This is a genomic window from Fluviicola chungangensis, assembly GCF_007558725.1.
Taxonomy (GTDB): Bacteria; Bacteroidota; Bacteroidia; order Flavobacteriales_D; family Crocinitomicaceae; genus Fluviicola; species Fluviicola chungangensis.
Genome location: NZ_VLPL01000003.1, coordinates 67,333 through 80,890, shown reverse-complemented (window position 1 = coordinate 80,890; position 13,558 = coordinate 67,333). Strand labels below are relative to the sequence as shown.

Annotated in this window: 12 protein-coding genes; 2 read left to right on the top strand and 10 right to left on the bottom strand. The window is 42.0% G+C overall.

The window, feature by feature from the left end; genetic code table 11:
• Positions 1-23 precede the first annotated feature (23 nt).
• The 8 genes from rodA to FO442_RS06630 all read right to left on the bottom strand — a co-directional run bounded on the left by rodA (position 24) and on the right by FO442_RS06630 (position 8,792).
• Complete coding sequence (gene rodA / locus FO442_RS06665; RefSeq protein ID WP_144332388.1) at positions 24-1,421, bottom strand: rod shape-determining protein RodA; 1,398 nt, start codon at positions 1,419-1,421, stop codon at positions 24-26.
• Complete coding sequence (locus tag FO442_RS06660) at positions 1,422-3,302, bottom strand: penicillin-binding transpeptidase domain-containing protein (RefSeq protein ID WP_144332387.1); 1,881 nt, start codon at positions 3,300-3,302, stop codon at positions 1,422-1,424.
• Positions 3,299-3,817, bottom strand: a complete 519-nt coding sequence (locus tag FO442_RS06655; RefSeq protein ID WP_186279945.1) for a hypothetical protein — start codon at positions 3,815-3,817, stop codon at positions 3,299-3,301. Before FO442_RS06655 ends, FO442_RS06660 begins: the two co-directional genes overlap by 4 nt.
• Positions 3,818-4,666, bottom strand: coding sequence for a rod shape-determining protein MreC (gene mreC / locus FO442_RS06650; protein ID WP_144332385.1), 849 nt, complete (start codon positions 4,664-4,666; stop codon positions 3,818-3,820).
• Between the two features lie 65 nt (positions 4,667-4,731).
• Entirely contained in the window at positions 4,732-5,469 is a 738-nt protein-coding gene (locus FO442_RS06645) for a hypothetical protein (RefSeq protein WP_144332384.1), read from the bottom strand.
• Positions 5,456-6,481, bottom strand: coding sequence for a UDP-glucose 4-epimerase GalE (gene galE / locus FO442_RS06640; RefSeq protein WP_144332383.1), 1,026 nt, complete (start codon positions 6,479-6,481; stop codon positions 5,456-5,458). The genes FO442_RS06645 and galE overlap by 14 nt, the downstream gene beginning before the upstream one ends.
• Before the next feature lie 127 nt (positions 6,482-6,608).
• Entirely contained in the window at positions 6,609-8,054 is a 1,446-nt protein-coding gene (locus FO442_RS06635) for an oligosaccharide flippase family protein (RefSeq protein ID WP_144332382.1), read from the bottom strand.
• Positions 8,055-8,063: 9 nt separating this feature from the next.
• On the bottom strand, positions 8,064-8,792 hold the full coding sequence (locus FO442_RS06630; RefSeq protein ID WP_144332381.1) for an FkbM family methyltransferase: 729 nt from the start codon (positions 8,790-8,792) through the stop codon (positions 8,064-8,066).
• A gap of 161 nt (positions 8,793-8,953) precedes the next feature.
• On the opposite strand from FO442_RS06630, the gene FO442_RS06625 reads away from it, so the two are divergent.
• Entirely contained in the window at positions 8,954-10,078 is a 1,125-nt protein-coding gene (locus FO442_RS06625) for a glycosyltransferase family 4 protein (RefSeq protein ID WP_144332380.1), read from the top strand.
• Entirely contained in the window at positions 10,075-11,013 is a 939-nt protein-coding gene (locus tag FO442_RS06620) for an endo alpha-1,4 polygalactosaminidase (protein ID WP_144332379.1), read from the top strand. The genes FO442_RS06625 and FO442_RS06620 overlap by 4 nt, the downstream gene beginning before the upstream one ends.
• Before the next feature lie 67 nt (positions 11,014-11,080).
• On the opposite strand, the gene FO442_RS06615 is transcribed toward FO442_RS06620, so the two are convergent.
• Both FO442_RS06615 and FO442_RS06610 read right to left on the bottom strand, forming a co-directional pair.
• Complete coding sequence (locus tag FO442_RS06615) at positions 11,081-12,235, bottom strand: acyltransferase family protein (protein ID WP_144332378.1); 1,155 nt, start codon at positions 12,233-12,235, stop codon at positions 11,081-11,083.
• On the bottom strand, positions 12,232-13,482 hold the full coding sequence (locus tag FO442_RS06610; RefSeq protein WP_144332377.1) for an LETM1-related biofilm-associated protein: 1,251 nt from the start codon (positions 13,480-13,482) through the stop codon (positions 12,232-12,234). The genes FO442_RS06615 and FO442_RS06610 overlap by 4 nt, the downstream gene beginning before the upstream one ends.
• Positions 13,483-13,558: the final 76 nt, after the last annotated feature.

Genomic DNA, 13,558 nt, shown 5'->3' with positions numbered 1-13,558 from the left:
GAATTCAAAACCAACTTTTCAATTTAGAAAAGTACATCTCTGCGCTGACTATCCAACTTTAAAAGGATAAACAAAAGCATAGAGAAAGACATCAAGGAAGATCCTCCGTAACTAAAGAAGGGCAAAGGGATTCCGATTACAGGAGCCAATCCGATATTCATTCCGATGTTGACCGCGAAGTGATAGAAAACGATCATCGCGACACAATAGGCGTACACCCGGTTAAACGTGGAACGCTGACGCTCGGCGATGACGATGATCCGGAATAACATTCCCATGAAAAGGAAAACGATCGCCAAACTCCCCATAAAACCCCATTCTTCTGCGAGCGGACAAAAAATAAAATCTGTCTCACTTTCAGGAACATGATTAGACCGAACGCTGGCCACACTCGCTTTTTTATATCCTTTTCCGAACAAACCTCCCGAACCGACAGCGGCCATAGCCCGGTTACGGTTGTAATCCTTTCCGTCATCGTCTTTGCGTAAACCGAGGACCAATTCGATCCGGTCTTTTTGATGGGGAGCCAAACTGGAAAAGGAGAAATTTACTGTTGCTGAAACCGCAACGGAAAGAAGCCATCCGGAAATAATAATCAAAAGCACTCTTTTCTGGTCGCGTTTCGTAGAAATCCAACGCAACACCAGGTATGCTATCAGTGCAATGACTGTAATCACTGTAACCACACCGTAGAAACCCGGAATTAAAACGCCACGCATAAAAGTGAACTCATATTTATTCCCGCTCATCAAAAGCGTCACAATGGAAAGAAATACCACATAGAACAAAATCGGAATAAAATGGCTTCCTACCCAGGTATCTTTAAAACGCACCCCGGGAATCAAATTCACCACTTTCAACACCAATGGGTCAAAGGTGATTCCTTCCCGATACAAGACAAAGAAAAAGGAAGTAAATACCACAAAAGTTCCGGCATCCGGCTGCAGTAAGATCAATACCATCGGAACCATCACAATGGCCAGTGCCACCACGACAGTCTGCACATTTTGGTTCTTTACGTTCACCGTAGAAATGTAACGCGAAAGTGCTATTGCCGTTCCGATCTTCATAAATTCGGCAGGCTGGATTCCCATGGATCCGATTCCCAGCCAGGCACGCGCTCCGTTGATCGGAGGCATAAACAGAACAATGATTAACAGCGAAAAGCAAAATACATAAATCGGCACCGCAAACTTCCGGTAGATATCCGAATCGATCAGGAATACGAGAAAACCCAGGAAAATGGATACTCCCACCCACATGATCTGCTTTCCATATTTTTGTGAAAAGTCGAAAAGACTTGGATGGTCCGGATCAAAAGCAGCCGAATATACGTTTGCAATTCCCATACCCAACATGATGACTACAATTGAAAGTAACCACCAATCTACATGTTGTGTCAGGGAATCGTCTCTTCTCATTTACTTTTTCTTCTTGGGTCTTGCCTTAATATGCAACAAATTGGCGTTAATGATCATTTGTTCTTTTGCCTTATCCTTAACCTTCCGGTAAATGTACTTTTCCATCATCAAACTCGCTGTTGGAGCAGCCCATACACCTCCGAATCCGGCATTTTCAATGAAGACTGCGATGGCTATTTTGGGATTTTCCATCGGGGCAAATGCAATAAAAACGGAGTGGTCTTCTCCATGCGGGTTTTGTGCCGTTCCCGTTTTTCCGCAAACCGTTACTCCCGCTACCTGTGCTTTTTTTGCAGTCCCGCCCGGTTCGTAAACCGCTCTTCGCATTCCCTCGATAACCGGCTCGTAGTGAACCGCATCCACTTTTGTCCGATGTATTTCTTTAAACTGAGGAAGTGGTCCTTTATTCCCGATAGATCTCACAAAGTGGGGCGTATAATACCATCCACGGTTTGCAATAATTGCAGCAATATTGGCCATTTGGAGTGGGGTGACCTTTACCTCTCCCTGTCCGATAGAAATGGAACGAATCGTAGAAAATGCCCAGGTATTGTGTCCATACCATTTATCGTAATAGGCAGAATTCGGAATCAGTCCTGAACGCATCCCGGTGACATCGGTATCGAATTGCTTCCCCAAACCAAAACTCATGACGTAATCATACCAGTTGTTCAGCCCGATCTCTGCATCTGCGAAAATAGATTTCTTCTTACCCTGCTGGATAATCCGGCGCATGACATAGTAAAAATACGGATTACAGGAGTTTTTGATTCCATCCGGCAAATTCGTTGCATTGGGATGATTGTGACACCCTACCATCGATTTGTTACATGGAAATCCCGATTGGGGTGTAATGACCCCTTCTTGCAAACCGATTAATGATTGAAGCAGTTTAAAAATGGATCCCGGAGGGTATTCTGCGGCCAAAGGTCGCGGATACAGGGGTTTTCCCTCATCCAACAGTAATTTGGGATAATTTTTCCCGATATTTCTTCTTCCTACCAAAATATTCGGGTCAAAACTCGGAGCGGAAACCAATGCCAGGATTTCTCCTGTTTTCGGTTCGATCGCAACAATACATCCGCGTTTGTTCTGCATCAGTTTTTCTCCATAAACCTGGAGTTGGATATCCAGGCCCAGGTGCAAGGGAGGTCCCTGCTCTGCCATGGTGTCGTATTTTCCTCCCGCATAAGATTCGATGGCATTATTCAACGCAGAAGTCACTACATACTTAATTCCTTTTTGTCCTCTAAGTTCCTTTTCGTAATAACGCTCTATTCCGGCTCTTCCAATTTGATCTCCTCGTTTGTAAAAGGGGTCTTCTTCCAGCTCTTCCTTTGTTACTTCATTCAAATAACCGAAAATATTGGCTCCTCCGGAATAAGGATAACTTCTCATAGATGTCAGATCTTCATAAAATCCGGGGAATCTCTCCAAATGAGGAGCGATACGCGTTATTTCATCAATGCTCAACTCCTTGATAAACGGGTAAGCCCGTTGCGGTTGGTAATTATCCTGGTATTCTTTAATATTCTTATTGTAATACCTCCCTTCACCTTTTTTGATCTGGTAGAAACGGTCTTTTACTTCCTGTTTCGTCCAGCCGACCAGTTTTGCAAATGCCAGTGTATCAAAATCATGGATATTTTCCTCTTTCATCATTAAGTTGTAATAACTTCTGTTTGTTACAACTTTCTTATTGTGCCTGTCATAGACAATCCCTCTGGGCGGTGTTATTTCATGTCTTTTTTCTGCAATTTCCGCCGCTCTCAACTTCCAGGTATCGTCCATTACCTGCATGAAAAATAACCGGGCCAGGTAAATCGACCCGACCAGGATAAAAAACACCAGGATGACATATTTTCTTCCGTCCAGATTCACCGCACCACTTTTTTGTTAGAGATGAAAATAAATTGTACCAATAAACTTAATAAAAAAGAGCTTGGAACACTTAACCCGATCTTGATCAGGATCCAAAGGAATTCATTCAACTTAAAAGATTCTATCGCAAAAAACCAGGTATGGTGAATCAATAACAAGGTCCCGTAAGAATACAGGAACCACCGTCCCCCCATAGAGTAAACATTAACTGATTCCACGCTTTCGTAGCCGTCTCTGGGAGAAAGCCACTTAAAAATAATCGGCCGGAAAAAAGCCATGACCACGGCACTGGATGCGTGCAATCCGAATGTATTGGAAAAGGAATCGATCACCAATCCAAATGCGAAACTGACCAACATCAACGGCACTGTTCCCATTTGAAAAGGCAACATGAAAATGAACAGCGGATAGATCATTGCATAAAGACCCAATCCCGGCTCCAAATTGTTCAATATCAATGCCTGAAACAGAACAAATAGTATAAAACGAATGCTATTTAAAACGAAAATATTCACTTACAGTTCCTCCTCTTCTTTATCCGGCGGGATCTTTCCTTCCAGCTCCCGCATTTCATCCAACATGACATTCTTAATCACATATACATGCTGAATGGTCCTAAAATCTTCTGCAATCCTGACTTGTAAATCCCACAAGGGCTTCCCTTCAATCGATTTGCGTTTTGTAATTACCCCGACAGGAATTCCTTTCGGATAAATTCCCGAACCTCCACGTGTAATTACCTTTGTGAATTTCTTAATTGAAATATCGTTCGAGATCCCTGAAATCTGGCAGATCTTAGGATTTATTCCGTCCCATTTCAATAATCCGAAAGCCCCACCGTCACGCATGCTCACGTCCACATTGATGTTTTTGGAAAGAATGGTTTTTACAATGGAATAAGATTCCCCTACCAAATGAACGATCCCAACCACTCCTTTGGATGAAATGACTCCCCATCCTTTTTGGATTCCATGGTTTTTACCGATGTCGATTGTCATGTAATTATTCCGCTTGTCGTAGGTATTGTTAATGACCGTAGCGGACATATACAAATATTGCTGGTGATAATTTGTGTCTTCGATTTGGATCAGTTCCCGATCGATCTTATAATTGGAAAGCTTTAGTTTTTCTCTCAATTGAGCATTTTCCCATTCCAGTTTCCTGTTGGTCTTTTCCAGGTTGAAATGCTGAGTGACAGCGTACCGAATATCATACAATCCTCCATTTATCCTGGAAGCACTGGAAAAAACCTGCAAGCGTGCAAATTCAGAATATTGAACATACGCAGAAAGTGCTACAACCTGGAGTAACACAAAGACCAAAAAGATCTGAAATCGTTTGAAAAAAGCAATCAAATTGCGCATATCACAAAATTAGTTAGATAAACGATTTTCTGACGGATGAAGCGAATTTTTATTTGACAATGTACTTAAAAAATTGAAAGTGACACTCCAAATGCTAAAGCGCTGATTTGTTCACTCTTACTGCTCTTAAATTGAGGTGCCAGCGTATAATCCGCAAACAGGGCCCAATTTCGAATACCTACCCGCATATGAACTCCATAAACCAACGGATTTCTATCTGGTAATGACTTGTCCTTTATGGCATGTTGGTGCTCCGGCCAGACCTTTTGAAATGTCTGAAGCCTGTAGCCGATCGATCCGCCGATATGCACTTTAACATGTTGCCATTTGGGAGATCGGAAACGAAATTCGATCGGAAGTGCCAAAATGTGATTCCCGAATGTATTCTTGCGATAATCCGTATAACTTGAATCCGGATAATAACTTGTAAATGAATTCGTACTGTCTGCAAAAAATAAGCCTTTCGGTCCTGTTTTTTGATACTTATAAGCCAATCCTATTCCGAAGGACACCGTATTTCCATTGGTAATCGGAATGTCCCACATGGTATTGATATTGCAGCCAAACGATCTCCAGGGATTGGAACGGATACTTCCGGAGTTCATTAACTGATTGTAAGTCACATCAATAATCAGCCGGTCATATTTCCGTAATTTACCCGGTCTTGCAGGTCTCCAGCCAGTATAATACCAAAAAATTCCCGGTCGGTGCCTGGAAACTAAAGTCGAGTCTTTCCCCTGGGGCTGTGCCAACCCTTGAAAAGAAATCAAAAGAAAGACCGTTAATAGTTTAAGAAATTTCATTTTCCAAGCGATATTGTTCCCATTTCCACGCATCTAAAATAGCATCTTCGATGGTTCTTTCCGTATTCCAGTTTAAAATTTTCTTCGCTTTGGAAACATCTGCAAACAATGCATCCACATCTCCTGGTCTTCTCGGTCCAAACTGATAATTAATGGATTTTCCGGTTGCCTTTTCAAATAACTGAACCAACTCCAAAACGGAAGTTCCTTTCCCTGTTCCCAGATTAAAGACATCACTTGTTCCCTCGAATTCGTGAGACAAGGCTTTTACATGTGCTTTCGCTACATCTGTTACATGAATGTAATCCCGCACGCAGGTTCCGTCCGGTGTATCGTAATCTTTTCCGAAGATGGTCAGTTCTTTCCGGATTCCCGCTGCTGTTTGCGTAATATATGGAAGCACATTATTTGGTGGTCCGAGCGGTAATTCTCCCAGCTTTCCGCTTGCATGTGCTCCAATCGGGTTGAAATAACGCAAAAAAATTGGCCTTAGCGGTGTTTTTGAAGCAATATCGATCAGTATTTGCTCTGCTATCCATTTGGTCCACCCATAAGGTGAATTCGGTTTCCCAACCGGCATCGTTTCATTTAATGGTTCCCGGGCATTTTCCACCCCGTAAACCGTGCAGGAAGAAGAAAAAACAAGTTTGTTTACTTTGAATTCTTCCAGGCAACACAATAGATTGATGAGCGAAACAAGGTTATTATCGTAATAATGAAGTGGTTTTTCTACGGATTCGCCAACCGCTTTAAAGGCTGCAAAATGAATGACCCCGCCAATGTCGTGCTTTTCAAAAACAGACCGGAGGAGTTCCCTATCCCGCATATCGCCCCGGTAAAAAATGCATTCCTTTCCGCTGATTAGCTGAATCTGTTTGATAATGGATGCGCTCGAATTCGAGCAATTGTCCAAAATGATTGGTGTATAACCCAATTCCATTAATTCCACCACTGTATGCGAACCGATAAAACCCGTTCCACCGGTAACAAGGATTTCTTTGCTTTCTATCATGTGTTGTAAAGATAATTCAATTCCTATTCGTGCCGGTGAATCCGGATCAAGTTTAATTGATCTGCTAAGAATTACAGCAAACACCGTGATTGTATTCACCTGACGGACTGTGACATCCGGTAGAAAATCACACTTTTTCTTTGCTGTTTAGCATTTTCAGCACCTGAACCAGGTCGATAACCTTTAACCCGAAAACAAGAACCATCCACAGGAAGCCGATTCCAATCGCGTAATAGAGTTGATTCCATTGAAAACGGATTTCCAAAAACATAGCGATCAACATGAACGCACTTAAGATCATTAACTTAAACCACGTATAGGATGCCAAATGGTGTCTCATCCGGTAGCGCACAACCAGGTATTGCAAAACCCCTAAAGTAGATTGCGCCACCAGGGAAGCAATAGCTGCTCCGACAGCCCCGAAGAAAGGGATCAATAAAACATTCAAAACCGACATGACGATTAGTGACAGGAAAGCTATTTGGTTCATCGTTCGGAGCGATCCGTTCGCCGTCAAAAGTGTCCCGAAAACCACGGTGAAACACATGGGAATAAAGGTAATGGAGTGAAAGATCCAAGCATTGTAGGAATACCAGTTTGCGTCGTCGTATAATTTATCGAACAAAAATTCTTTGATCCCGATTGTCAGGGTAATCATTAAGATTCCTCCTGAAAACAGGATGTTCAGCGCGCTGGTCATAATTCCTGTAGTAGAAGTATTGTCTTTTAAAACACGTGAAAAAACAGGCAGCAGGATACTTCCGAAAAGCACCGCAAACATCCAGCAAGCGTCCAGTAAGCGAAAACTCTGAGTGTAGTACGAAACCTGAACGGTTCCTTGCGGATGCAGTTTTTCAAGGAACACCGCATCCAACCGCGAAGTGAGCATCATGATAATCACCAGGATGGCATAAGGGTATGATTGTCTGAAAATTGCTTTAAAAAAATCCGTATCCCAATGCAAGCGAGGTAAAGCAACAATGTGCAGGTAAATAATGGTAGCAACTACCAACGAAATAGTGGAAGAACCTACAAAAATAATAGTGAACCACTGCAGGGTAACCGGTTGAACGAAGGTGGTATAAATAAGAATACTTCCAAAAACAAAGTACACAGACCTTTCCACTACCGACAATACGGCATCCAGTCCGAATTTCAAGAGACCACCGGTATAAGCACGCACATAATTCACTGTAATAATGCTGATTTGGTGCATGATCAATAAACCAAGTACCCACAGCCATTCTACAGGAAATCTCAGGATGAAAAACAAAGAAAGTGTCCAAACGATATAAACCAGTACCAAAATGAGCCGGAAAGTAAACAGGCGGTTGCTGTACTTGTGGATCATGTGTGGATGTTGTGCAATCATCCGGGTCATGAAATTGGTGATCCCCATATCCAGTAACATGGAAAACAAGAATGTAAAATTCAGCATGGTTTGAAAAATGCCGTATGAATCGAGTCCCAATTCATTTTGCATTTTAATATCCACCAGGAAAATCGTAGCAGGCTTAACCAGTAGATTCAATAACAGCGTAATGCCTAATCCTCTTAAAAACAGTTTCTGCATTAGCCGTAGTTATTCTGCGATGAAAATAAAGTTTTGTGTGTGATGTTTGGAAGAATCAAACGGAACGAGTTGTTTGTTTTCCCCAACAAAAATAGAATAACTGAACGATTTCAGGTACTCGAAACATTTGGACCGGTTTTCGTTGTCCCAAAGTTCGGCGTAAATGATCGGTTTATTTGAAGTAATGATTCGGCTTGCACCCTTCAGGGCAAAGTACTCGAAGTTCTCAATATCAATTTTAATTGCTTGGACAGGCTGACCATTCAAAATGTTGTCCAGTTTATCCAGTTGTACATCCACCTCTTTTCCTACATTCCATTCGGTAATGGTTTCGTGTTTGATGTGGCTCAGCCCCTGCATTACGGTTTGCCCGTTTACAGGAAGTACCATTTTTGCAACTCCGGATTCATCACCCAGCGCAACTTCATGAATTTTCGTTGTTTTCAGTTTGAATTTTGCGATGATTCGTTTCAGGACATTCACATTTGCGGGCATCGGTTCAAACGCATGGATGGTTGTATTCGGAAGTGTATTGGCCAAATGAACGGTCATGATTCCCAAATTCGCACCAATGTCCAATACATCCCCTTTCCCATCCTTCAATAAGGATAAGAAAGTAAAAAAGTCGTTTTCCTTTTTGTCTGAACGTAGTGTTCTGATCTTATACAGCGCAAAGACGTACAGATAGGTATGTAAACCCAATAATTTCTGTAAAATATATTTAACGCCGTTCTTCATTTTCAATAAGATGCCGCGAAGTTAGGAAAAGTTGGAAAGAAGGCGTCTTATTATTGGAGATATTTTGGAGAAATGTAGTATTGCTAACCCAAAGATATATCAGATCAAAAATAATAAATCACCAATTCATATCTCACGGATAGTTTGTAACTTCGGAACCCATGCGCATTGGAGTAAACACGCGATTCTTATTGTCTTCCAAAATGGAAGGTTTTGGCTGGTACACGTTTGAAGTTGTTAGACGTATGGTGGAAGCCCATCCGGAGCACGAATTCGTCTTTTTTTTCGACCGGCCGTTCGATGAAAAATTTGTCTTTGCAAAGAATGTCACTCCGGTGGTTTTGTTTCCTCCCGCCCGGCATCCGATCCTTTTCGTTTGGTGGTTCGAATATTCCATCAAACGTGCGCTAAAGAAGTACCACATTGATCTGTTCTATTCGCCCGATGGATATTTGTCCCTGAAATCTCCGGTGCCGCAGGTTGGAGTGATCCATGATCTGAATTTCGAACACCACCCGGAAGACATTCCGGCAAGTCCATTAAAATACTTACGCAAATACTTTCCGAAATTTGCGAAAAAAGCAACGCACATTCTTACTGTTTCGGAATATTCCAAACAGGATATTATCAAATCATATGGCATTTCTCCGTCTAAAATAACCGTTGCATGGAACGGTGCTTCGAAGTCATTCCACCCCTTAAACCCGGAAGAAATCCAGAAAATACGAGCACAAAAAACCGCCGAAAGGCCCTATTTCATTTTTGTAGGAGCCATTCATCCACGCAAGAACGTGGGACGGCTGATCGAGGCATTCGGTAAATTTGCGGAAGTGAATCCGGATATCGATCTGATGATCGTAGGGGAAAGTCTGTGGGCCAATAAAGCCTCGTCCATTCCTGAAGTTTCCGAAGAACTGAAAAAACGCATCCTGTTTTCAGGTCATGTTTCATTGAACGAACTGAATAAACTCATGGGAGCTGCTTTTGCATTGACCTATATTCCCTATTTCGAAGGGTTCGGAATTCCGCTGGTTGAAGCCATGCGCTGCGGTCTGCCGATCATCGCCGGAAATTTAACCTGTCTGCCGGAAGTAGCCGGTGATGCGGCAATGTACGTGAATCCCTTCGACACCGAAGAAGTTTCAAAAGCCATGATCTATTTAGCTTCGGACGAACAAAAGCAAGCGGACTTGTCTCAAAAAAGCCTGGAACGCGCTTCTTTATTTTCCTGGGATTATACTGCCGAAACCACCTGGAACGTTATAGAGGATATACTGAAGGTATGAGAAAAACAGGTTTGCTATTTTTAATTGCTTTATGCGGGTTCTCCTGCAAGGAGAAAAAAACCGTCAAAGCCGGTATAAAAATGCAGGATTTCGTCATTGCAATCAGTCAATATGCCCGTGCACAGAACCCAAACTTCATCCTGATCCCGCAAAACGGAGAAGAGATCCTGTTTGAAGATACCGATCCAGAAAAAGGACTGAGAGCCGATCTGATTCAGGCCATTGACGGTTACGGTGTAGAAGAGCTGTTTTACAATGGAGCCTATTCTCCGGACGATTACCGATTGGGGATGCTGCGAAAAGTAAATTCCTCCCTGAAAATCATGGTGGCGGATTACCTGGACAACGATTCCAACGCTTCGGGTGCGTTTCAATCCGCCGATGCCGAACAATTTATTGCTTTTCCCAGAAACACAAATAATTACGACTACCTGTACATTCCAGCAACTGTTCACAATGAAAACGCGAATGACATTCATACCCTGGACCAGGCTAAAAACTACCTGTATCTCATCAGTACGGACAATTATTCGGATAAAGCATCCTTTCTTTCTGCCATTCAGCAAACCAACTTTGATGTGATCATTATCGATGCTTTCTTTGGGGATGAATTACTGACAGCAAGCGATGTAACAAGTTTGAAAACCAAACAAAACGGTGGACAACGACTGGTTATTTCCTATATGAGCATCGGTTCTGCCGAAAAATATCGCTATTATTGGAAGAAAAGTTGGGGATTGCATCATCCGCTTTGGTTGAAAAAGAAATACGATGGATACAAAGATGAGATCTGGGTCAAGTTTTGGAAAGACGAATGGCAGGAAGTCATTTACGGAAACGATGATTCCTACACCAAAAAATTACTGAATGCGGGATTTGACGGGGCGTACCTGGATAATGTGGAAGCCTATTATTTCCTCTATCACAAGGATTAGCACACTTAACTTTACCGCAAAGGCGCAGAACGAAGAGGTTATTGATAAAGTCTTCCTTTGCGTTCTTTCACTCTTTGCGGTTCATTTTAAGCAATATCTTTTGTTTCTTCTTTTCGAAGAACGCCTCCAAAGTACGTTTTGAAAGTGCACAAACACCTATTATCAGCGGAATGGAAACTCCATAATAGAACAATGTTTCCAGGAACATTCCTGAACAGGCGACCATACCTTTCAGTAATTCTACTATTTGGGAAAGGATCAACAAGTGGAACATGTAAATTCCGTAGGAAATTTCGCCCAGGTAGGAAAACACCCGATTTTCCAAAGTAAACAGGTTTTTGTCTACCACCGAAACTCCAATGATCAAATACAGGAACAACGCATTTGGAACAATGGCAGAAACAAGCGGATAATCAAAAAAGAAATACCAGATATCGGTGTGAATATTTGCTCCGAAAACGATGAATATAACGATCAGGGAATATAAAAGGATTTGCATCGGGATACTATAAATCCAGGATGCATTGATCTGTTTTCCATAGTTGAAAACCAGGTACGCCCCCAAACCACCAATCGCCATCGCTTCAAACTGGTGTATCCGGATTAGGTAACCTAAAATTCCCGGCAAAGACCAATGGGTATTGATCGCAATTAAAATCAATTTGAATGCAATTACTCCCAAAAGTAATTTCAATACGTGTTTTTTCAGCCATTTGAAAAGCGGTGCCCAAATCAAGTAGAATACTTCTTCCACCCCAATCGACCAAAGAGGTTCCAGTAAGTTACTCCCGAAGAAATAATTGACCATTCCCGGAACGAAGAAAACAAAGTAATACCAGGTTTCTCCAATGGTATAAGGCATTTTATAATCGATATGGAACCAATCAATGAAATAGGGCTGGATAATGGCACCGATAATAACCATTAGAAAGTATAAGGGCCAAATCCGGAAAATGCGTTTGATGTAAAATTGCTTCACTGAAATATCGTTCTTCGTTTTCCGTTCTTTCAGCAATAAATAAGTAATCAGAAAACCACTCAACACGAAGAAGAAGCTCACCGCATGCTGGCCATTTTCAAACAGCCCGAACCCTTTGAAGTGATTCTTCAGTCCATGATCTTTTCTTAACGATTCCGCATGATGGATCACTACTAAAAAAGCAGCAATGAAACGCAAGGTGTTTAAGCCTTTAAAATGAACAATCGATTTGTAATCCGTCATTCTTCGAGTTCGTTGTCTTTAAATGCGGATGGTACCAGGTTGGGGATAATTTTTAAAACAATCGGCAAAAGCAAAGCTCCGCCAGGAAGCAGGAAAATAGCCAGGGCCGGCATGGATTTTACTATGTCCATAAACTGGGTTTTCACCTTTTCTTTTTCTTCTTTCGAAAGTTCCTCTGACGCCGATTTCCGGATCAAATAAACCAATTCTTTACTTTGTTTGATTTCTTGAGCCAGCTTGTCTTTGTTCCTTCCCAGGATCTTGATCCAGCGTTTAGAGACACTGTCAAGCATTTGCTCCATGGCATTCGAATCGTTCAGATAGGAAACTTTCTGATTATTTTCCAGTAAAAACTGATCGGTACAGTAAATGGCTTCATCGAGGTCTCTTTCCGAACAACTCATCCATCTTTTCAGCGTAATCAGTGTTTCCAAATCCGTTTCCCGTGAATTTTGGTTCATGTGCATGGTCAGGACCGAAAGATCGAGTAAATAACGTTTGAAATTCCAGGAATCAACCATTTCCCCGGTCAGTTCATTCAGGGTAATTCCTTCCTTGAAGCGCAGTTTTGCCAATTCTTTCTCATCCGAATCCAAATCGGCGGAAAGTAAAAACGTATTGAAGAGGTTCTTTTCATGCTCCTGGATCTCTCCGTCCGAATAAGCCGAAATGGAGATAATTCCAAGGGCCAAAAGTGCTAACTTTTGATAGTCGAGTGTTTGCTTTCGTTTGTTCTTCAGAAAATCTTCAAACAAAATCACGTCCAGGTAGATGAATGAATTGGTGAAGTAACTCATCCAGGATTTAGTGTTCGTCAGATTCTTCGGAACGTCCGTCCGTTTTTCCAGGATTCGCTCAATCTTCTCCGAAGCACTTTCCTTCAGGAAAAAGGTCAGGACCGAAGTGAGCGATTGCACCCGGTGTTTTTTGTAAAAAATATTCAGATCGTTCAGGAAGTCTTCCGGCTTTAACTTTGTCTTCCCCTGAATATTAATGTGCGTAAACAAAAGGGATTCAAAAAGAAGGACCGTCAACTGCTCATCGTGTGTCCATTTTGAAGTGTCCCAATCTTTTCCGAATAACAACTTGGAAGGATAACCGAAGATAATTCCAGTTTGAGCGAGTGTATAATGATTGAATTCTGCCCGGGTTAAATCCGCAGGTTTTTTCAGGTCAACAGAAAGCTCACCTGACTCAATCAGCTGCAAGTATTTGGCAATCCATCCTTTCGAACCGGGAGCGATCATGGAAACAAAGTTAAGATAATTTTATCCAAAACAAGCAGGGCATTCCAGATATGGGAACGCCCTGCTTGTTTAAAAA